Annotated in this window: 21 protein-coding genes and 1 other RNA gene; 15 read left to right on the top strand and 7 right to left on the bottom strand. The window is 50.4% G+C overall.

Annotated elements, in window-relative coordinates; genetic code table 11:
* Positions 1-135: 135 nt before the first annotated feature.
* The gene (locus tag PSCS_RS02160) at positions 136-324 is read right to left on the bottom strand and encodes a hypothetical protein (RefSeq protein ID WP_068810142.1); all 189 of its coding nucleotides are present in this window, start codon (positions 322-324) and stop codon (positions 136-138) included.
* A 120-nt stretch (positions 325-444) separates the two neighbouring features.
* A complete protein-coding gene (locus tag PSCS_RS02155) occupies positions 445-1,644 on the bottom strand; it encodes a UbiH/UbiF/VisC/COQ6 family ubiquinone biosynthesis hydroxylase (RefSeq protein ID WP_068810141.1) in 1,200 nt (399 codons plus the stop codon).
* A 170-nt stretch (positions 1,645-1,814) separates the two neighbouring features.
* On the opposite strand from PSCS_RS02155, the gene PSCS_RS02150 reads away from it, so the two are divergent.
* Entirely contained in the window at positions 1,815-2,288 is a 474-nt protein-coding gene (locus PSCS_RS02150; protein ID WP_068810140.1) for a MaoC family dehydratase, read from the top strand.
* A 5-nt stretch (positions 2,289-2,293) separates the two neighbouring features.
* On the opposite strand, the gene ubiH is transcribed toward PSCS_RS02150, so the two are convergent.
* Positions 2,294-3,565: a 2-octaprenyl-6-methoxyphenyl hydroxylase gene (gene ubiH, locus PSCS_RS02145; protein ID WP_082866396.1), complete on the bottom strand. Its 1,272-nt coding sequence runs from the start codon at positions 3,563-3,565 to the stop codon at positions 2,294-2,296.
* A gap of 7 nt (positions 3,566-3,572) precedes the next feature.
* Positions 3,573-4,922 carry a Xaa-Pro aminopeptidase gene (gene pepP / locus PSCS_RS02140; protein ID WP_068810139.1) on the bottom strand — a complete coding sequence of 450 codons (1,350 nt, stop codon included), beginning with the start codon at positions 4,920-4,922 and terminating at the stop codon, positions 3,573-3,575.
* A gap of 93 nt (positions 4,923-5,015) precedes the next feature.
* Between pepP and PSCS_RS02135 the strand changes: the two genes are divergently transcribed.
* From PSCS_RS02135 to PSCS_RS02115, 5 genes are all read left to right on the top strand, one after another.
* Positions 5,016-5,231: a TIGR02449 family protein gene (locus PSCS_RS02135; protein WP_068810138.1), complete on the top strand. Its 216-nt coding sequence runs from the start codon at positions 5,016-5,018 to the stop codon at positions 5,229-5,231.
* A 1-nt stretch (position 5,232) separates the two neighbouring features.
* Positions 5,233-5,556 carry a cell division protein ZapA gene (locus tag PSCS_RS02130; RefSeq protein WP_068810137.1) on the top strand — a complete coding sequence of 108 codons (324 nt, stop codon included), beginning with the start codon at positions 5,233-5,235 and terminating at the stop codon, positions 5,554-5,556.
* Positions 5,557-5,642: 86 nt separating this feature from the next.
* Positions 5,643-5,820, top strand: a non-coding RNA gene (gene ssrS, locus PSCS_RS02125) — 6S RNA.
* Positions 5,821-5,845: 25 nt separating this feature from the next.
* Positions 5,846-6,499 (top strand): 5-formyltetrahydrofolate cyclo-ligase, encoded by a 654-nt coding sequence (locus PSCS_RS02120; protein ID WP_082866395.1) that lies wholly within the window; start codon positions 5,846-5,848, stop codon positions 6,497-6,499.
* A 472-nt stretch (positions 6,500-6,971) separates the two neighbouring features.
* On the top strand, positions 6,972-7,685 hold the full coding sequence (locus PSCS_RS02115; protein WP_068810136.1) for an ImuA family protein: 714 nt from the start codon (positions 6,972-6,974) through the stop codon (positions 7,683-7,685).
* Here the strand turns inward: PSCS_RS02115 and PSCS_RS02110 are convergent.
* Positions 7,682-8,902 (bottom strand): HD-GYP domain-containing protein, encoded by a 1,221-nt coding sequence (locus tag PSCS_RS02110; protein WP_068810135.1) that lies wholly within the window; start codon positions 8,900-8,902, stop codon positions 7,682-7,684. The two genes, PSCS_RS02115 and PSCS_RS02110, sit on opposite strands and share 4 nt — an antisense overlap.
* Before the next feature lie 71 nt (positions 8,903-8,973).
* Here PSCS_RS02110 and PSCS_RS02105 point away from each other — a divergent pair, with 71 nt between their 5' ends.
* Genes PSCS_RS02105 through PSCS_RS02095 form a run of 3 tightly spaced genes read left to right on the top strand, consistent with a single transcriptional unit; the run spans position 8,974 to position 11,154 of the window.
* Positions 8,974-9,888 carry an EamA family transporter gene (locus PSCS_RS02105; protein WP_068810134.1) on the top strand — a complete coding sequence of 305 codons (915 nt, stop codon included), beginning with the start codon at positions 8,974-8,976 and terminating at the stop codon, positions 9,886-9,888.
* Positions 9,889-9,898: 10 nt separating this feature from the next.
* Entirely contained in the window at positions 9,899-10,300 is a 402-nt protein-coding gene (locus PSCS_RS02100; protein ID WP_068810133.1) for a PH domain-containing protein, read from the top strand.
* A gap of 56 nt (positions 10,301-10,356) precedes the next feature.
* Complete coding sequence (locus tag PSCS_RS02095) at positions 10,357-11,154, top strand: siderophore-interacting protein (protein WP_068810207.1); 798 nt, start codon at positions 10,357-10,359, stop codon at positions 11,152-11,154.
* Between the two features lie 8 nt (positions 11,155-11,162).
* Here the strand turns inward: PSCS_RS02095 and PSCS_RS02090 are convergent, their stop codons facing one another.
* A complete protein-coding gene (locus PSCS_RS02090) occupies positions 11,163-12,347 on the bottom strand; it encodes a PQQ-dependent sugar dehydrogenase (protein ID WP_068810132.1) in 1,185 nt (394 codons plus the stop codon).
* Between the two features lie 113 nt (positions 12,348-12,460).
* Between PSCS_RS02090 and PSCS_RS02085 the strand changes: the two genes are divergently transcribed.
* The 4 genes from PSCS_RS02085 to PSCS_RS02070 all read left to right on the top strand — a co-directional run bounded on the left by PSCS_RS02085 (position 12,461) and on the right by PSCS_RS02070 (position 18,041).
* Complete coding sequence (locus PSCS_RS02085) at positions 12,461-13,411, top strand: AAA family ATPase (protein WP_068810131.1); 951 nt, start codon at positions 12,461-12,463, stop codon at positions 13,409-13,411.
* Positions 13,375-14,403 carry a DUF58 domain-containing protein gene (locus PSCS_RS02080; RefSeq protein WP_068810130.1) on the top strand — a complete coding sequence of 343 codons (1,029 nt, stop codon included), beginning with the start codon at positions 13,375-13,377 and terminating at the stop codon, positions 14,401-14,403. Before PSCS_RS02085 ends, PSCS_RS02080 begins: the two co-directional genes overlap by 37 nt.
* 89 nt (positions 14,404-14,492) lie before the next feature.
* Positions 14,493-16,199 (top strand): transglutaminase TgpA family protein, encoded by a 1,707-nt coding sequence (locus PSCS_RS02075; protein ID WP_068810129.1) that lies wholly within the window; start codon positions 14,493-14,495, stop codon positions 16,197-16,199.
* 258 nt (positions 16,200-16,457) lie between these two features.
* Positions 16,458-18,041 (top strand): ABC-F family ATP-binding cassette domain-containing protein, encoded by a 1,584-nt coding sequence (locus tag PSCS_RS02070; protein ID WP_068810128.1) that lies wholly within the window; start codon positions 16,458-16,460, stop codon positions 18,039-18,041.
* 32 nt (positions 18,042-18,073) lie between these two features.
* Here the strand turns inward: PSCS_RS02070 and PSCS_RS02065 are convergent, their stop codons facing one another.
* Positions 18,074-18,790: an HD domain-containing protein gene (locus PSCS_RS02065; RefSeq protein ID WP_229694673.1), complete on the bottom strand. Its 717-nt coding sequence runs from the start codon at positions 18,788-18,790 to the stop codon at positions 18,074-18,076.
* 184 nt (positions 18,791-18,974) lie between these two features.
* Between PSCS_RS02065 and PSCS_RS02060 the strand changes: the two genes are divergently transcribed.
* Positions 18,975-19,928, top strand: coding sequence for a GlxA family transcriptional regulator (locus tag PSCS_RS02060; RefSeq protein ID WP_068810127.1), 954 nt, complete (start codon positions 18,975-18,977; stop codon positions 19,926-19,928).
* A 36-nt stretch (positions 19,929-19,964) separates the two neighbouring features.
* The gene (locus tag PSCS_RS02055) at positions 19,965-20,477 is read left to right on the top strand and encodes a DinB family protein (protein ID WP_068810126.1); all 513 of its coding nucleotides are present in this window, start codon (positions 19,965-19,967) and stop codon (positions 20,475-20,477) included.
* Positions 20,478-20,518: the final 41 nt, after the last annotated feature.

Here is a 20,518-nt window from a genome sequence, read left to right as displayed (position 1 = left end):
CTCAGTTGAGGTAATTTATTGTTTGTTTTCCAGGCACGGTCGGGTGCGCTGGTAACAGCATAGGGCAAAATGAGACAGGAATACAGGCCCTCAGCACTTATCTGATGCATGATGCTGCGGCCCAGGAGGAAAGGATTAATGCAGTCGGTGGCTTTCCATCAACTCATCTTCGAAGCGCTGCTTTACGCGCAACAGCTCCTGCATGTCACTTTCTGTTGTCAGCAAGGGTAAATGGTTTTCAATGTCCTGGATGATGTTGGTAATACTGCCAGTATCCAGACCACTCAAATCCACATCAAACGGCCAATTGGCTTGTTGGCTCATGTAGCAATTCCTCGGAAACAAAAGATCGGTATTCCAAGCAATCGGCCAGCAGCGCTGAATCTTTAACGAGAATGTTGCGTTAAATCTCAGGGCCGGTCCAGGTGGTCTTTGGGTATAGTGCTAGGCAAGCGCCTGACGAACCAGTTCGTTTTTGATGAGCGGCCACTGGCCAGCATAGTGCATGCCTTTGTTGCGCAACCAGCGGATGGGCAGTGGTTGATCGGCATAAAGCTGTTTGAAGCCTTCCATGACCCCTGCCATCAGCAAATTGGCTGGACGGCGTTCACGTTGGTAGCGTCGGAGCAAGACCGGGTCAGTTAACTCCCTGTCGCCCTGTTTGATAATGCGGCTTAAGCAGGCGACATCCTGGAAACCCAGGTTGGCCCCCTGGCCAGCCAGAGGGTGAATGCTGTGGGCGGCGTCACCGATTAACACGACACCGTCCTGGAAATAGCGCCGGGCATGGCACTGGCGTAGCGGGAAACTGAAGCGTTGCTCACAGGCTTTAATGTCACCGAGCCAGTATTCACTGCGATGTCCCAGTGCTGCAAGGAATTGCTGATCATCCATCACCATCATCGTTTCTGCCTGATCAGGCTGTACTGACCAGACGATTGAGCAGGCGTGCTGGCCCTCAGATTCTGGGCCAGCTGCAGATAAAGGCAGAAACGCCAGGACGCCCTCATCGTGGAATATTTGTCGGGCAGTTTGCTGATGTGGTTGCTCGGTATAAACCGTAGTCACAATGGCATGGTGGTGGTAGTCCCAGGCGCGCACGGGGATTTTTAGCAGGTCCCGCATCGGCGAGCGCGCACCGTCGGCGGCGATGACGAGCCTGGCGCGTAATGACTTGCCATCGGAAAGGTTAAGCAGATTGTGGTCGCGCAGCCTTTCGCAGGCAGTGACAGTGGTGGGAGCGAGGGTGCGCACATTGACTGAGGCATTCAGTTTTGCCAGGAGTGCTGCCTGGATCAGGTGATTCTCAACGATACAGCCCAGCGAGTCGATGCGAAGGTCATCGGCAGAAAAGTTGATTTCGCCTGTACCGTCCGCTTCCCGAACATGCATGCGGGTGTAAGGGCTGACTCTTGATGCCGGGATCTGCTCCCAGGCGCCGAGTGTTTTCAGGAATTTGATTGTTCCGGGCGTGACCGCACTGACGCGTGGCTGATGCTTGTCAGTCAAATCCGGAGAATCAGGCCATGGCCGGGCGTCCAGCAGTGTTACTGAGTACTCACTGTCAGCCAGAGATGCTGCCATCGCAGCGCCTGCGAGCCCGCCACCAATGATTGCGATGTCTGTTTGCGTCACGTCGTCCATCTCTTTTGCCTGCACCAATGTCTATAAGGGCACTACTTTTTCGTTTTATTCAGTCGCGTTCAATCGTCCCGGCCCTGATGTTTTTTGTCGTGGTTTGTCTTGTTGCCTGGCGATATCTGTTCAATACTCATTACTTTAGCATTTTCATGAAGTCTGCAGGAGAGTCATTTATGTCGGATACGATTAGTCCTGAAACTGCCAAGTCGCTGATTGGGCGAGAGACAGGAGTCAGTCCCTGGCTGACAGTCACTCAGGAACAGATCGACCGTTTTGCCAAAGCGACTGGTGATGATCAGTTTATTCATGTTGATGCCGAGCGGGCGGCAAAGGAAACACCATTTGGTGGCACCATCGCGCATGGATACCTGACATTATCGCTGCTGATCCGACTGGGGGCTGAGGCAGCGAATATCCGCCTGGATGGCACGCGGATGACTATCAACTATGGTCTGGACAAGGTTCGTTTCCTGACGCCGGTGCGCGCGGGCGCGCGGATTCGGGCCCGTTTCGTGCTGCTTAAAGTGGATGAAAAACATCCGGGGCAGTATTTGTTCAAATATCAGGCAACAGTCGATATTGAAGGCAATGACAAGCCTGCACTGATCGCCGAAAGTCTAAGCCTTGCTATTACCGAGGGGGGCTGAGGTATTTAACGCAACCCCATCGCCTGACGTGCAAACCAGTGTCGTGCCGGTGGCAGTAAATCCATGCTGAGCAGGCCCAGGTTTCGGCCCAGGGTCAGCGCAGGTTGTTGGTTTGAAAAAAGACGGGTGGTCAAGTCACTGAACATTACCGTGCGCTGCTGATCCTGGGCTTGCTTGTTCAGGTAACTTTCCAGAAAACGATAGCTGCCTATTTCCTTTCCGCGGATATTTGCTTCACTACTGTTAATTTGCCATTGCCGGGCCAGCAGCGAGGCAAGGGCTTCGCAGTCTCTCAGCGCCAGGTTAAGTCCCTGCCCGGCAACCGGGTGCAGGGTGTGAGCAGCGTTGCCCAGTAAAACCAGTCCGGGACGTATTTGTTCACTGGCTTCCATCAGGCTCAGTGGGTAGGCGTTTCGTTGACCGACACGTGTCAGGCGCCCCAAACGATAACCGAACCGGTCCTGCAAAGCCGCAAGAAAAGTCGCATCGTCCAGGCTGAGGGTGCGGGCTTTGTCGGTATCCGGTACTGTCCACACCAGGGCAGCACGATGCAGTGTAACCCCATCCGGGGCCTGGCTATCAGGTAACGGCAGCATGGCCAGTGGGCCATTATCCGTGAATCGTTCAAATGCCTGACCCTGGTGGGGGCGTTCAAAGGCGACATTGGCGATAATGGCATGTTGATTGTAGTGGTGCTTCTGAGTCGTAATACCTAATGACTCCATCAAACCTGAGCGCCCACCGTCAGCGAGTACTAACAAACTGCAGTCAATCTGCTGAGCGCCATTATGGCTGTCGAGATTGAGGCGCATACCGTCAGGTTGGTGCTGAATCTCAACGACCTGCGCTGGCGCACAGATTTCCAGGTTATTGCTGACGACTAAGGCTGACTGTATGGCTTGGGACAGGTACTGGTTCTCCAACACATAGCCCAGGGCTTCGACATCCATTTCATCAGCCTGGAGGCGTGTGACACCAGGGTGACCCCGATCAGACACATGTATTTGTCTGATCGCCGCGGCATGAGGTGAAAGGTCCGACCAGAGCCCAAATTTTTCGTAGATATTGCGGCTACCCCAGGACAGAGCCGTGCTTCTGGCATCGAAGTCAGGCTGTGTCACTGTTTTATCTGATGACGCATTGAAAGGACGTGCGTCAACAATCAGTATTCTCAGCCCGGCATCGGCTGCCAGTTGATGTAGCATAATGGCAAAGCTGCCGCCTACCAGCCCGCCACCAACGACGACAATGTCATAATGTGTGTTGCTATTTTTCACAGTGAAATCAGGACTCCTGGCGGGTGGCCATCAAGGCTTCAATTTCGCTAATGGTTTTGGGTACGCCATCGGTCAGTACGTGATTCCCCGACCGGGTTACCAGTACGTCATCCTCAATTCGAATGCCGATACCACGCCACTTCTTGGCGACTTTGCGATTTTCAGGGGCTACATAAATGCCAGGTTCAATGGTTGTCACCATGCCCGGCTGGAAGGGGCGTGATGTTGCATTGTTTTTACCACCCGTTTTGTAAGCACCGACATCATGGACATCGATGCCCAGCCAGTGACCGGTGCCATGCATAAAGAAATCCCGGTAGGCCCCTTCCTGTATCAAAGTGGCGGGCTTGCCTTTCAGCAACCCCAACTCCACAAGTCCTTCGGTAATGATCCGTGTGGCAACCTGATGAGGTTGATCGGCGGGGTTGCCTGGTTTGACGGCATCAATCGCTGCCAATTGTGCTTTTAGTACAATCTCATACAGTGCAGACTGCTCTTTGCTGAAACGTCCACTGACCGGGTAGGTGCGGGTAATGTCAGCAGCGTAATGCTCGTACTCACAGCCTGCATCGATTAGTACCAGGTCACCATTGCGCAAGGTGGCGCGATTTTCGATGTAGTGCAGGATGCAGGCATTGGCGCCGGAAGCGACGATGCTGCTGTAGGCGGGGGCGCTGGCACCACTGTGCAAAAACTCATGTTGCAACTCAGCCTCAAGTTGATATTCGGTGACACCTGCGCGCGATGCCAGCATGGCCCGGCAGTGCGCGCGGGCAGAAATATCGGCAGCTTTCTGCATCAGTGCGATTTCGTCGGCGCTCTTGATCAGCCGCATTTCGTGGATGATCGGGTCAATGTGTGCAAATTGACTGGGTGCCTGCACACCTTGTCTGGCCAATCGACGAACCTGGTTGACCCAGCCGTTAACCTGTTTATCCCAGTGGCTGTCCAGGCCGGTTCTATAGTAAATCAGATCCGAGTCCGCGAGCAGCTCAGGGAGTTGCGAATCTATCTCTGTCACGCTGTATGCACTGTCGATGTTCAGCAGTGCAACGGCCTTTTTCGGCCCCGTCAAAATACCCGTCCATAATTCTTTGGTCTTGTCTTTGGGCTGGCAGAACAGAATGGTCTGTGTATCTTTGTCGCCGCGTTTTAACACGAGCACCGCATTGTCTTCCGTAAACCCGGTCAGGTAATAAAAGTCGCTGTCCTGGCGAAAGTTATACTCGGTATCATTACTACGGGTTTTCAGTGTGGCTGCCGGTAAAATGGCAACACTGTTTTTCTTCATTTTACGCAGTAATGCATTCCGGCGTTTGGCGGCCAGTTCATAGCGGTTTACAGATTCCTTGGTCATCAGGTCTTGCTCTATATTTGTATGGAATTTGACGGTATAGTAATACGTTCTAGGTAGAAGTTCCTGCGATTCATTAGCCAAACAGCATCAAATATGAGTAACGATCAGCTACATTCACTGGACGAAAAAATCTCAGCACTGATTGAGTTATGTGCAGCGATGAAACAGGAAAATCAGCTTTTACGCGCCAGTCAGCATAACTGGCAATCGGAACGTCAGCAACTGATTGAGAACAACCGCAAAGCCAAGGCTCACCTGGAGTCCGTTCTCAGTCGATTGCGCGCCATGGAACAGTCGCAGAGCACTTGATATGTCGAGCAGCCCGGAAGCCGCCACTACCGTTACCGTCAAAATCCTTGATCGGGAGTATCAGATAAGCTGTCCGCCATCGGAGCAGGACGCTTTGCTTAAATCCGCCCGCCAACTGGATGAGAGCATGCGCAAAATTAAAGCGCGCGGCACCATTCATGGTATGGAAAAAATTTCCGTCATGGCGGCGCTGAATATTACGCACGAACTGCTGCAGAAAAATCGCCAGATAAATGAAATGCGCCACAGTAATGCGCAACAAATCAAATACCTGGAAGACAAGGTCGATCACGCACTTTATCAAGCCCGCCAGATCGAACTCTAATACCGAAACACTATTTCTTGTTCTGTCACAATTTTTTTGCGTAATCCTGTCGATGGTCGTGTTTTTGTGCGCTATACTGATTCCATAGTCACCTGGGGTATGCGCGAAGCTGGTTATGTCCTCGAGCCGATAAATGTTACCCCGGAGGCTCCTCGTAGATGCTGTTGAGCATGTCCGCCTGACGGAAAGCCTGATGCATCGCTGGAGCCACCACCTGAACCTTAGGGTTCAGGACTATACCGGCAGCGGTATCTTGGGTGGCTTGCATTCATCTTGCTAAATACTGGCAATGAGATTCTGTACCCACCTGACTGTGACTACAATCGAGCGCAATAACCAGCGTCATCTTCATAACAGACAACTCCGTCGTTCCCTCCGGTTGCGCCGCAACCAGGTCAGCCATTTTCAGCAGCAAACTGCTGCGTCGCATATATGTCAGCGAGTCGCTCGTTTGCCCGCATGGCAGGGCGCGCGCCGTATCGCACTGTATTGTGCCAGTGATGGCGAAGTGAATCCGCATCTATTAATGTCCATGGCCTGGCAACAAGGCAAGCAGGTTTACCTTCCTGTTCTGCATCCTTTCAAATCCGGTCGCATGGTGTTTGTGCGTGTTAAACCCGGTACATCGTTGCAGCGCAATCGCTGGGGAATCGATGAGCCCCGGTTGTGTCTGAGAAACTCTATTCCTGCAGCTCACCTTGATCTGGTATTAGTGCCTTTGGTGGGGTTTGATGGTGAGGGCAGGCGCCTGGGGATGGGTAAGGGGTTTTATGATCGAGCCTTTGCGTTTCGTCAATCCGGCACAAAGCGTCCAATACTGGTCGGATTGGGGCATGATTGTCAGGAAGTTCCGGCAGGTGAGATTTTTGAGGCGGCCTGGGACGTCCGGCTGGATAAGCTGGTAACGCCAGAAAGGTATTTACAGGTTCCGCCTGCGCATTAATTGTGAATAGTGGCGGGGTTGGGTCATTACTCGGTACGGCGAATTATGCTTTACAGCAGACCGCTTTCAGCAACACCACTGACCAGCACGCCCAGTGCAAACAAAACAACCATCACCATCATCATGTCCGGCTTGCGTTTCATCGCTTTAATTATTCTATTTTCCAGTGAATTAAGGTGGTTTCCTAATCATTACTTGCAGTATTAGCAGGTAACTTTCTGAAGCCTATTACAATATATCCAATGTGACAACAATTTGCAGTGATAATTCCTGGATGGCGGCCCGCTTGTCAGATAACACTTAAATAACGCTTGTTCTACGATAAAAACCACTGTATGTATTTACAATAGTGCTGTGCTTATATACAGTGTCTTCAAGTGAGTTACTGTACCGATTGTAAATAACACAAAATGGACGCCAAAAACGGACGAATATAACGGACGAACAGAGCGGACGAGACAAGGGCGGAACTATGAACAAGCACCAGAGCGTCAACCGGCACCAGCAGGCTACCCTGAACCTTTGGCAAAATGATCAGGTCAGTGCAAACGATGATGATAATAACGTTGTCACTGGCTCTCATGCTCTCTCAAGGCCTTCTCGTGCTAATTACCCTGCAGAATTGGTTGAAAAGGGAGTCACGACTGGATTTCCCGATCTTGATCGGGCTTTGCCATGGCAGGGGTTGCCAAACACCGGGCTGATTGAGGTCATTTGCCAGCAAAAGGAGATGAGGGAGCTGCAGCTTTTGCTGCCATTGCTGCAACAGCGTAGCCAGGGAAAACAGTCGTTGCTCTGGATAACGCCGCCCTATCCGCTACATAGTCCGACACTGGCAAACAGCGGTATCAATCTTGGCAACAGCTTTGTTGTTCCTCCGCAAACACAATGCAATCATGCACTTTGGAGCATTGAAAAGGCATTGCAGTCGCCTGAATGCTCAATGGTGCTTGCCTGGCAGAACTGGTTAAGCGCCCGTGTATTGAGACGGTTGGAGCTGGCGGCGCAACACGGTAATACATTGGGTGTTTTGTTTCACCAGAGGCCTCGGGCACAGTCACCATCGACCTTGCAGCTGGAAGTGCATGTTGCACACACACCTTCAGGGCAGCGCGCACTCGATGTGACGGTTCGGCAGGTTAAAGGAAAAGAGCAAGGCAGTCGGCACCGGTTGCTGTTCTCTTAAGTACTCTCTTGCCATAGCTCGTCCAGGTATGGAAAATTCCACTTGCTGTGCGACTCCCGGCCGACGATAGTATCACTGTTATTTTTATTGGCCAGGTCGAGCAATCGGGGTTTAACCGGCAGATCCGAGCGTAGAGAGAAGAATATTTTGACGACAGGCGAAACCAGGTTACCTTCGTTTTGCTCCACTACCACTGCCAGATGCTGACTTTTGAGCCTGACCAGAGAACCTACCGGGTAGATGCCGACAGTTTTAACAAAAGCCTGGAAGATTTTTTTATCGAAATGCCCTTCCCATGATGCCATGCGTTGCAATGATTCGGCCGGTCCCCAGCCTTTCTTGTAAGGCCTGTCAGAGGTGATAGCGTCATAGACATCGCAGACTGCTGCCATGCGTGATAATAAGCTGATTTCCTTGCCCTTCTGTTTGCCGGGGTAACCTGTGCCATCCATTTTTTCATGGTGATGGCGACAGGCGTCAATGACCTCAGCAGGGATTGTTTCAATTTGACCTAACAGCTCCGCGCCCCGCTCAGGATGCTCACGAATGATGGCAAATTCCTCGCTGGTCAGTCTGTCTGGTTTGTTGAGAATTTTGTCTGGCACCATCATTTTGCCAACATCATGCATAAGGCCGGCGCGGCCAGCGTTTTCCACCATGCGATCATTCAGTTTTAACTCTTTGGCTAATGCAATCATCAAGGCACAAACAGCAACAGAGTGCATATAAGTGTATGAGTCAGCCGTTTTTAATCTTGCCAGTGTGATAAGCGCCTGGGGGTTGCGTGAGACAGAGCCGCGGATTTGCTTAACAGTATCTTCCGCACCATCCATCGAAATGGCTTTACCCATCCTGGCTTGACTGAATAATGTGCTGACCTCTCGCATCGCCATGCTACAGGTTCGGCGTGCCTGCTTAAGTTCTTCTCGAAAGCTTATGTTAGTTGAGGTGCTGGCGATGGGCTGTTTGGCGAAAGGTGGCGCGCCGCCAATGGATTCTACTTTCTGAGGGACAGGAGATATCGCAGGTGAAACAAGCTTGCTCTGGCTCAGGTCTATCGAAACAGTTTTAATGCCGCAGCTGCGGAGTTTATCCAGTTCATCCTGGTCTTCCAGCAAAAAGCTGCTTTTCCAGAATGGGTGATTTAGCCATGAAGAATGCAGGTCATGTACATACATGCCCAACTGCAATTCATTTATCGGTATTTTCTTTATCATTCATGCAATACGTGAGCAAAAGTTCATTGTTATTATCCATCGAATAAATGATGTCATGCTAGTATAGCTCTATGTCAGATACCCGTCTCCCTTGGCTGCAAATCCACTTCTGTGTGGTGCTCTGGGGCTTTACCGCGATCCTGGGTAAAGTGATCACTCTGGATGCCCTGCCTTTGGTAATTTGGCGGATGGGTCTGGTCGCCCTGGCGCTACTACTGATTCCATCAATCTGGCGCAATATCCGTAGCATGTCCCGTCATGACCTGATGGCGTTTAGCGGTGTTGGTATGCTTGTCGCTTTGCACTGGTTAACGTTTTACGGTGCGATCAAGCTAGCCAATGCTTCAGTTGCCGTCACTTGTATTGCCACTGTCCCTGTCTTTCTGTCCTTGACTGAGCCCTTGCTGGTTGGGAGGCGGTTTCGGCTGTCTGAACTGCTTTTAGCAATCATGGTTTTACCGGGTATCATCTTAGTTGTCGGCGGGACGCCGCAAAACATGAATGCGGGCATAATCATGGGCATTACGTCCGCTTTTTTTGTAGCTATCTTTGCTGCACTGAATAAGAGGCTGGTCCTGCGAGGTGAACCACTGACGGTAACGGGTATTGAAATGGCAGCAGGAGGCATATTTCTGCTGACACTTTCGACACTCTCTGTCGTATTTTCAATGCCAGCACTACCCGGACTAACGGTTGAAAGTGGCACAGTGCTGCCCTGGCCAGATAGACAGGACTGGTTCTGGTTGCTGTTGCTTGCCGGTGCCTGCACACTGCTGCCCTTTGCATTGTCATTGCTTGCACTGAGAAAACTGTCCGCTTACGCCAGTGCGTTAGTCGTTAATCTTGAGCCTGTCTATGCTATTTTACTGGCAGCGATACTGCTTAATGAACAGGAAGAGCTGACTCTCAGCTTCTATTCTGGAGCGTTTCTTATTGTGATGGTTGTTTTCGTGTACCCTTGGTTAATGTCAGCGCAGAAACACTGAGGCAGCTTTAATGCAAGTATTCAAATCCAAGATAGATCTCTGGTTAGGGTTAATCATCCTCGTTTCAGCAGCGTTAAGTCTGTTAGTGACACTTGGGATGGTCATTAGCATGGACATCGCGGGCACACTGTTTTCATTATTGCTATTGGCGGCTGGTGTCGCGCTGCCGTTGTGGATTCTGTTTGGGACACGATATATCGTTTCGACAGAAACCCTTAAAGTAAAAAGCGGTCCTTTTTCCTGGGACATTCCTATCGCTTCAATAACCAGTGTTAGAAACACAAAAAATCCGTTGTCCAGTCCGGCCCTGTCAATGGACAGGATACAAATACAGTATCAACAGGGGAAGTCTCTGATGGTCTCGCCCAGAGATAAGAGTGAGTTTCTGGCAGCGATTAAGCAGTTGTCTTGACACTGGTTTGTGATACAGATTTTCTGTATAGCAGCGCAGCACTACAAGGTTTTACCATGGCAAAGAAAGAACTGAGAACATTAACTGTCGTTTCCTCAAACACTCTGACTCCGCACATGCAGCGCATCGTATTAACGGGTGAAGAGTTGGCGACATTTCCACACGATAGTGAAAGTGGCTACATTAAATTTCTGTTCTCCCAACAGGGGAATATAGTCAGCAGTAAGGAGCAACTGGAAATGCTGGCGCCTGACAAACCATTGATGCGTACCTATACGGTTCGCAAGTTTGAGCCTGCAACAAAGAAACTGACGGTTGATTTTGTGCTGCATAAAGACAGTGAAGGTCCGGCGTCGAAATGGGCGCAAATTGCTGCCGAAGGTGATGAAGTGGTTATCGTGGGGCCCGGGCCGATAAAGCTTGTTGATAACCGTGCCGACTGGTTTTTGTTTGCCGGAGACATGACTGCTTTGCCAGCAATAAGCTGCAACCTGGAACAACTGCCACCGGAGGCAAAAGGATACGCTGTTATTGAAATCAGCAGTGAGCTGGATATTCAACCAATATCAGTGCCGGCAGGTGTGGAAATTAAATGGGTGATCAGTGACAGCCACAGTGACCAGGAGAAGTTCCTGGACACTGTGTTTGCGCTGCAATGGCTAGATGGTCAGCCTTATGTGTGGTGCGCCTGCGAGTTTGGTGCAATGAAGCAATTGAGGAAGCACTTCAAATTTACCCGTAACATTGACAAGCGATCTATTTATATCAGCAGTTACTGGAAACGTGGCAACTCTGAAGATCAGCATAAGATCGCTAAACAGAAAGATGCCACGCAGGAAGAAAGTGTAAATTGAACCAGAACTTAAGACGCAGGCTCTAATTTTATTACTGCGCCATTTTCTTCCTCTGTGAGAAGGTAAATAGCACCATCGGGTCCCTGGCTGACATCACGGATTCGCTGCCGTAATTCGGTCACCATGGTTTCGCGCTGTACCTCCTGCATCAGGTTATCGAACACAACGCGCTCCAAACCACCGGTGCCGGGGATTCTGCCTCTCTGGATGCTGCCCGCCAGCATTTGCCCCTGCCATTGCGGGAATGCTTCTCCCGTGTAAAACAGTAAACCAGAGGGGACAATGCCGGGTTGCCAGATCAGAATCGCTGATTCATAACCTTCTCTGGGTAATTTTTCCATGGGCTCGCCATCGTTATAACTACCGTAGCCATACAGTGGCCAACCGTAGTTTGCTCCGGGTTTGATAATATTCAGCTTATCACCACCTAATGGTCCGAGTTCGGCATGAAATAGCTCGCCGGATTCGGGGTGAATCGCAATAGCATATTGATCGCGGTGACCGTAAGAATAGATCGCCGGGTGAGCATCTGCGTGATCGATAAAGGGGTTGTCAGCCGGTATCGTGCCGTTTTCGTTAAGTCGTAATACTTTGCCTTCAAGTCGACTAAGGTCCTGGGCCAGGGGGCGTCTGTCCATAGCTCCACCCACCGTAACAAACAGCTTGCCGTCAGGTGCAAAGGCCATGCGTGAACCGCCCGAGATTGTCATCGGGGTGCCTTCAAAAAGCTGTTCAAAGTCTTTCAGTTCGATACTGCCATCATATCGGCCCCGTCCAAGCGCTATGGCGTATTCGCCATCGTTATCCAGTGCGACATGATAAGTCAGGTAGATCAGTTGGTTATCAGAAAACAGCGGGTGAGCAATGACATCCAGCAGGCCTGAGTGAAACCCGGTACGAACCGGGGGAAGACCTTGCATGGGCTCTGGGATCAGTTCGTTCCCCTGAATGACTCGCAATGCCGGTGAATAACGGTCGGTGATCAGAATGTCGCCATTTGGCAGCACCTCAAAGCCGAAGGGGCGAGGTATGCCTTGTGCAACAACGGTGGCCTTCACTGTTGCGTTATAGGTTTCGAGTTCAACCGGCGCCGAGGGTAGCGGATAGGGCGATGGTCTGCCTTGGCCGTAAGCGGGTGTCAGGGCAGGCAGTAGGGTAAAGAGAAAAAGTAGCAATAGCGGGGTGTGACGCATAAATGAAGGCCTTATGTATAGAAGGAGCAGGTATCTGGACATGTCTGATGGGCATATATACAGTTAGGGAGAGCATTTGGATCAACTAAGGGCGTTTAACTGTGCAATATCCAATGCAAGACAAGATTCAAGCCGCGTTACAACAATTGAACAACACAGTATTAGGCAAAGAGGAGCAGGTCAAGCTGGCGTTATGCTGCTTGCTCAGTGATGGGCACCTGTTGCTGGAAGACTTGCCAGGCATGGGTAAGACCACATTGGCGCATGCACTGGCTGGCATCATGGGGTTGTCTTTCCGGCGGGTTCAGTTCACCAGTGACTTGCTGCCTGCCGATATTCTGGGCGGGTCTGTTTTTGATCCTTCTTCGGGAAAGTTTCACTTTCATGAAGGCCCGATATTCTGTCAGGTACTGATGGCGGATGAAATAAATCGTGCCACGCCGAGAACCCAGAGTGCGTTGCTGGAAGCGATGGAGGAGGGGCAAGTGTCATTGGATGGGCAGACTCGTCAGTTGCCAGCTCCTTTTTTTGTTATCGCCACGCAAAACCCATCTGAGTTGGCAGGCACTTACCCGTTGCCAGAGTCTCAAACAGATCGTTTTCTGATGTGCCTTTCGCTGGGCTACCCGGATCGTCAGGCTGAACGAGAGTTGCTTGCCCAGCCTGATGTGCGGCTTAAGCATGAGCCGGTATCTGCTTGCCTGTCATTAGCAGATCTGCAGCAGTGGCGCGGTCAGCTCAGGCAAGTACATTGCAGTGATAGCGTACTGGATTATATTCAGCGTCTTATTGAGTTCAGCAGAGAATCTGACCGAATACGGCTAGGGTTATCCCCACGGGGTGGTATTGCTGTTGTCAGGGCAGCACGGTGTTTTGCCTTGCTGGAGGGCAGGGAGTATGTCACACCAGATGATGTCCAGGTCATATTTCCAGCGGTATGTGACCATCGCATCGTTCCGGCAGATGACATGGGTTACATGCCAGAGTCTGCAAGCCATCTTTCACAGCAGCGCAGGACATTGGCACAATGGATAGTGGACTCAGTCGACGTTCTGGCAGCATAAGACAGCACTGGCGCCATTATCTAACGAAACGTCAGGAGCGCTGGCTTGACCGGCGTGTCCCCCCTGCGTCTTCACTCAGGTTGGGCCAGCGATCCATATTTATTCTGCCGACAATCCAGGGTGCATTGTTTGGTTTTGGTGCAGCTGTCGTGCTGGTTATTGCTGTCGCTGAAAGAAATCCATTCTCTATATTGTTAACAGCCACACTGTTGAGTTTGTTCCTGCTCAGTCTTGTGCTTTGTTATCGCAACCTTAGTGGCTTGCAACTGGCTATTAGTGAGGAGTCGAATGAGCTTCCTCGCGCGCGCTGCTTTGCCGGTGAAAAAGCACAGTTATCAATCAGTATTTCTCCTGCAGGCTTGCGACGATCACATCATGATATCTGGATTGGGTTTAACAACAATGAGCTTCAGCCGCAGAGAGAGATAACAGGGAGTAATTCAGCCATCCATCTGTCAGTCGAGACTGACAGGCGTGGTGTTTTCCAGGCGCCAAGGATGTTGCTGCGTACGCGATACCCTGCCGGGTTATGGCAGTCATGGAGTCGTCCTCACCTGAACATGCGCTACCTGGTTTACCCTCGGCCTGCTGTTTGTGCTATGCCAGAACGGTACAACGATGTGCCGGAGTCCAGCCAGGGCAATCAATTGACAGCGAGGCAATCGGGTGTGGATGACTTCTTTGGATTAAGGAGTTATTCCCTGGGAGATAGCCGACGACGTATCGCCTGGCAATCCCTTGCCAGAGGACAGGGGTTGAAAACCAAACAGTTTGTATCGGAGGGCGATGCTCCGGTCATGTTGTCTATGGCCATGTTTCCGGGGCGTGATCCAGAAGCGGCATTGTCTTGTCTGAGTTACCTGGTTGTACTGCTGATCAGTCGGGGACAGCAAAAAGTGGGGCTGATATTGCCTGGTTCGAAGGAGATAAAACCTGGCTGGGGTGAGGCTCATAAACATAAATTGCTGCAGGCCCTGGCTTTATGGAAATGAGAAGCGAAAACTTGCCCTTCAGGAAAGGAAAACAAGACATAGTAGTGCCAGTCACATTGATGACAGCAATCCTATTGGTTTTTCCTCCCATGCAAACGCAAGCCTGGTGGTTGATATTGCCCTGCCTGGTCTGTTTGATTATGCGCTGGCAAATAATCTCTGTGCTGCTTTTGCTTGCGGCAATGACTTACGCGGACTCCTGGTGGTCAGTCGCTTACTTTTTGTTCATAGTTGTTTTGCTGTTAATGCGGATGTACAGCCGGCCTGGTGCGGGAAATCGCGAGCAGCTTGCAAGTGCGCTGTCACAAATTGTTCTAACAATTCCTGTCTTGCTGGTGATGTTAATGCTGATCCTGGCAGCGGGAGCCCGATGGTCAGACAGAAACCAGGCTGATCGCTCTGCTACAGGCGTCAGCGATACAATGACACCTGGATCTGTTAGTGAATTGGTCAGTGACAGCGCTCTGGCCATGCGGGTCCGCTTTGATGGCGAAGCCGACCTTCGTCCCGAGGAATTATACTGGCGGGGACTGGTACTCGAAAACTATGATGGTCAGACCTGGTCACGGAGTCGGCGCCTTGATTTTGATATCAACCCTGTTCCTGCTGTTGTGCCTGCTGAATCAAGGTTGCGGTATCTGGTGACGCTGGAACCTACGCAGCAGAACTGGCTATATGGCCTACACCAGGCTTATCCCACCCGGCCACAAACCTACCGTGACAAACGCGGAATTATTGTGACATCGGATGTGATTCGACAGCGTGTGCGATATCCGGCCACTTCGATCCCGGCGCAAACACAGCTAACATTAAATGAGGAATTACGGGAGAGAAACCTGGCATTGCCTGATGTCGGAAACAGCCAGGCTCATGACATGGCGATGCGTTTGCGTGCGCAATTTAAGGATGATCAATTACTGATTGATGCAGTACTTCGTCATTTCAATGAGAGACCGTATGTCTATACCTTGACGCCAGAAAAGAACAGTGAGCAAAGCATTGATGACTTCCTGTTCAATACCAGAGAGGGTTTTTGTGAACACTATGCGGGAGCGATGACATTTCTCTTGCGTTCAGCCGGTATCCCGGCTCGTGTTGTTGTCGGTTATCAAGGTGGCAGTTTTAATAACGTAACCGGCCATTGGCGTGTTTCACAATATAATGCTCACGCCTGGGTAGAGGCCTGGTTGCCGGGGGAAGGTTGGCAGCGACTGGATCCGACGGCTGCTATAGCACCTGAGAGAATACACTCTGGCCTGGATGCCTGGTTATCTTCACTGGGTAATGAATCTCGACAAGGCCTGGACCGGGAAACGCGGTTACGTCTTTTTCTAAATTCAGTCCCAGGTTACAACGCAGTCCGTGAAACGCTTGATGCCATGCAGTATGGTTGGGATCTGGGTATGTACGATAATGAAGGTAATCTGCGTACTGAAGACCTGAGCAACTGGCTCGATAGCAGAGGATTGGGAAATCTGCCTGCCTGGCTGCTGGGAGGGTTGTTAGTTCTGGTCGCGCTGCGCGCCATGTTGGTTAACAGGCAGGCTCAACAGCAGCTTTCCCCCGCGATAAGAGCGTACCGGAAATTGAACAGAAAGTTGAATAAAGTCGGGTTGGGTCGCGAACCTTCAGAGACAATTCTTGAGCATATGCGCCGAATCAGTTCAGCTCGCCCTGATCTGGCTGACAAGTGCCATGAACTTGGCCATCTGCTTTCAGAAGCCGAATACAAACAAAACAATATCGACTATCGAAAAATCAATAAAATGGTTGTCGAAATCTGTAATACTTGCTAATCGTGTTGCGTCCACGATAAACTTATGCTATCTATTTCTTCAGGAGCCTGCGTCCAGTGATTTTCTAACACCTGTGATATCCATTTTTTTATCAATTATGTTGGATATGCAGGGTTAGTGGGCGTAGATTTCGTCTCTGGCATCTCTTGATGCTTTCCCTATCAAGTCTATGGCGATGCACAGCTAAAAGCTGTACCACAAGCTGACTTGGATTATCGTTATCTTGCCTGACTTCTCCTGCTATTCTGGGAGGAATCTATGTCGGTCTGTCGAGCCAATAAAGTCGCATATCAATTAGATAACGGCAAAGTATTGTTTGAAAACATCTCATTTTCTGTAAATTCAAATCGCATCGGGTTGCTTGGTAGGAATGGCATTGGAAAATCGCTGTTACTTTCCCTGATTACAGGCGTCAATAGGCCCACAAAAGGACATATAAAACTGACTGTTTCTGTTGCTCAATATGAGCAGCAACCAGGAGAGATTCTGAGTGATCAGCGAACCATCGTTCAATACCTGGGTCTTGAGCCCGTGTTACTGGCATTGGAGAGAATTGCTGCGGGTGAATGTTCAGCTGAACTGTTCGAGCAGGTGGGGGATCATTGGCAGATCGAGAAACAGTTAGCTCAGCAGCTGGGCGCATTGGGGCTGCCGCAAGATATTCATTCACCTTGTAGCCAACTGAGCGGTGGGCAGCTAACTCGACTGCGATTGTGGTGTTTGTTCCGCAGTCGTGCCGGTTTTCTGGTGCTTGATGAACCGTCCAATCATTTGGATGGTATGGGTAAACGTTGGTTGCTGGATGAAATCCGCCAATTTCCCGGCCATATCCTGCTGGTCAGTCATGACCGTTTTCTGCTCAGGGAAATGGAAGAAATCTGGGAGTTGAGTCAGTTAGGGTTAACCCGATATGGTGGCAATTATGATGTATATGAGCGAGAAAAATCCCTCGTTGTCAGTGCTGTAGAGCGTCAGCTAAATGAACTGAATCAAGAAAAAAAGCGATTAAAGAGCCAGGTGCAAAACAGCCGCGAGAAGGCAGAAAAACGGGTGGCGCAAGGAAATCGGGTGCGCAAAGCAGGTGGCCAGTCGAAATTACTGCTGGACTATCAGAAGAACAGCGCTGAAGCAGCGTTATCAGCCAGGCGGAAACAGGATGCCGCGCAGGCTAAGCAGTTGGCAACAAAAAAAGCCACACTACAAAGCAAACAGGATGCACTCAAGACTCAGACGCTGGCTTTGCCCGAGCGCTTGTCGGCAAAGGGCAGGTTGCTAACAGTTAGCAGGATCAGGCTACCCTATGGTTGTGGACAGGAAATCAGTGTTCAGCTCAGTGGCACCGATAAATTGCATGTGCAAGGTAATAATGGATGCGGAAAATCTTCCTTGCTAAAAGTCATAGCAGGGGCACTACAGCCTTTATCAGGTGAGGTCAGATTGGGGGGTAGCGTTTCTTACCTCGACCAGGACTTTGCATCGCTCGATGGCAATACTTCAGTGCTGGACCACCTTCTGGATGCTTGCCCGGGTATGAGCGAAACTGCTGCCAGAACACGACTGGCCGGAGCGGGGCTGGAATCTGATGCTGTATTCAAATACGTTAACCAACTCAGTGGTGGTGAAAAAATGAAGCTGGCAGTGCTAATGGTCAGCTACCAGCCGGGAGAGCGGCTATTGTTGCTGGATGAACCAGACAACCACCTGGACCTGGATGGCAAACAGGTATTGGCTGATGCATTGAAGCAATACCAGGGAGCATTTATTATGGTCAGTCACGATAATGATTTTGTTAAGGCTTGTGGCGTCAACAAGGGTATTACTGTTGCCGACAATAAAGCCTGAGTGCTCCAAAGGCGTTGTAATCAAGCTGGTTTTCAATCAAGGGAGAGAGCCTGCATTTTGTTCAGGAAGCCCATCCTGACCATGGTGCTCATGTAACTTTTAGGTTTCTGTTCTATTTGTTTTTGAATCAGCTCTGCCATTGCTTCGGAAAAATTTTCACGAGGGTACCTGGATATGATTTCGCGTAATGTGCGTGGGTGAATATCTTTCAGGTGCAAGCCGATGACATCAGCACCTGCACCAAAATGTAGTAAGGCGATTTCAGCTTCACGTGTATCGGCTATGCCGATGGCGTTATGCAACGCCACCATCTCATGTATCAGGTCGCTTCGCTGGCTATCCATCCCAGTTGTTTGACAGAAAGACCTGGCGGCACGCGCGCCAGATAATTCAAAAGTATCGTTATCAGCACACCTCTCTGTCAGCCCGAGATCATGGAGTATTGAACCAATAAATAGAATCTCGGGATCAAAACGTAATTTCATTTCCGCAGCCAGGGCCACCGCAAATGCATGACTTCGCAGGCAGTGATTGAGCAGAAAATCGGGACTGCATTCGCGTGTAAAGGCCAAAGCTTTCTGGCTAAGTTCGCTATCAGGCATGGCGTATTTGTTTTCTGCAATGTACTTCACTTGCTGGCCTGTAAGGCGTCGTTTGAAGCGGTTGCCCAACTGTCGCAGATCATATTGCAAAAAATGATGCGCCAGGCAGAGTTTGGATGGTGGTGGTCGATGCAACGTTAGTTCCATGATAATGCTTACCCTGTCAATTTACTCTGCACAGTATTCAATATTTCATGTTAAGTTAGCAGTGGCAAAATAGACAATATTCGATCATATATTGCCATTGTTGTGGCTATAGTGCTGATTACAAGGTTTTGGTTAAATGCTTTTGACACTGTTTTTTTAGCACTGTCTTTTGGTAGGTGAATTAATGCAACCTCTTTCCGTGTGTATCTTGCTTTGCGATGATGCTGTTATGTCAGACATTGCCATTCCACTGGATCTCTTTAGGCACGTCCGGACAGCGACAGGCGAACCTGCGTACAAGGTCACATTGTGTGGGGTGAATAAAACACTGCGCAATCACGGCATGGTGCTTAGACCTGATGCTGGCCTTGATCATCTTAAAAACGCGGATACGGTGGTAGTACCTGGCAGAAATGATGCGATGGCAGCATCATCGCCAAAACTCTTGAATGCCCTGAAACTGTCCAGTACTCGGGGAACCAGGATCGCGTCAATCTGTACGGGATCTGTTGTGCTTGCCCAGGCTGGGCTATTGAATGGACTCAGGGCAACATCTCATTGGCTGGTGACTGATCAGCTGGCGGCGGCCTATCCTGATATTCATGTCGATGCTAATCAGTTGTATATTGATAATGGTCAGGTGCTGACCTCTGCTGGTGCGGCGGCAGCGCATGATTTGTGCCTGCATATGATTCGTTGTGATTATGGGGCGGCAGTGGCAGCTGCAACAGCGCGTGTGGCTGTCATGCCAGTATTTCGAGAGGGTGGCCAGGCGCAGTTTATAGACCGAAATTTAATTGCGAAGGATAAACAGCGATCTTTGTCACCTGTGTTGAGATGGATTGAAAAGAACCATCAGCAACCGCTTCGCTTGAGCGATATTGCTCAAGAAGCTGCGATGAGTGTGCGGACACTGAATCGTCGTTTCACTGAAGAGCTAGGTGTCACACCCATACAATGGTTGTTGCAATATCGTGTGAGTGTCGCTCAGCAATTACTAGAAGAGAGCCAGCTGGGCGTAGAGCAGATAGCCTTTAAAGTCGGGTTTGGTTCTACATCAGTTTTTCGAAAACAATTTCGGCGCATCACGAGAATGTCTGCAGTGGGGTACAGGTGTTCATTCAGGCAGACCGCCTGACCTTGTCAAAAATTACTAACAGGACCAGGAGAGGAAATGACACCCAAACAGGCACGGACCCTTGCCGCCTATAACCAGTGGATGAATGCAAAAGTCTATGATCAGTGTTCAGCAATGACTGATACTGCACGAAAAGAAGATCGAGGTGCTTTCTTCAAATCAATTCATGGCACGCTGAATCACATATTGCTCGCCGACAAGGTTTGGATGGGCCGCTTTGTCAACCAGCCCTTTCGAGTCTCAGGGCTGGACCAGGAGCTACATACCGACTTTGAGGAACTACGAAAAGATCGCGAAGAAACCGATATAGCTATCCATAATTGGGTCGCTACCCTGACGGATGACGCCCTGGCAGGGGTGTTGCGGTACACCAGTATGGTGGATCCGGCGCCACGGCAATACGAATTATGGTTAGCCCTGACCCATTTCTTTAATCATCAGACGCATCACCGGGGGCAGATTACAACGCTGCTCACACAGAGCGGGCAGGATGTTGGTGTCACAGACCTGATCTGGATGCCGGAGAACATTAAAAAGCCCGGCCCCTGATTCAGGGAAGCCGGGCTTTTGCTAGCTGCTTGTGAGCAACA

Origin of the sequence: Pseudohongiella nitratireducens (assembly GCF_001642735.1) — a bacterium.
GTDB lineage: Bacteria > Pseudomonadota > Gammaproteobacteria > Pseudomonadales > Pseudohongiellaceae > Pseudohongiella > Pseudohongiella nitratireducens.
The sequence above is the reverse complement of the archived record's forward strand: the minus strand, read 5'-3'. Positions and strand labels throughout refer to the sequence as shown.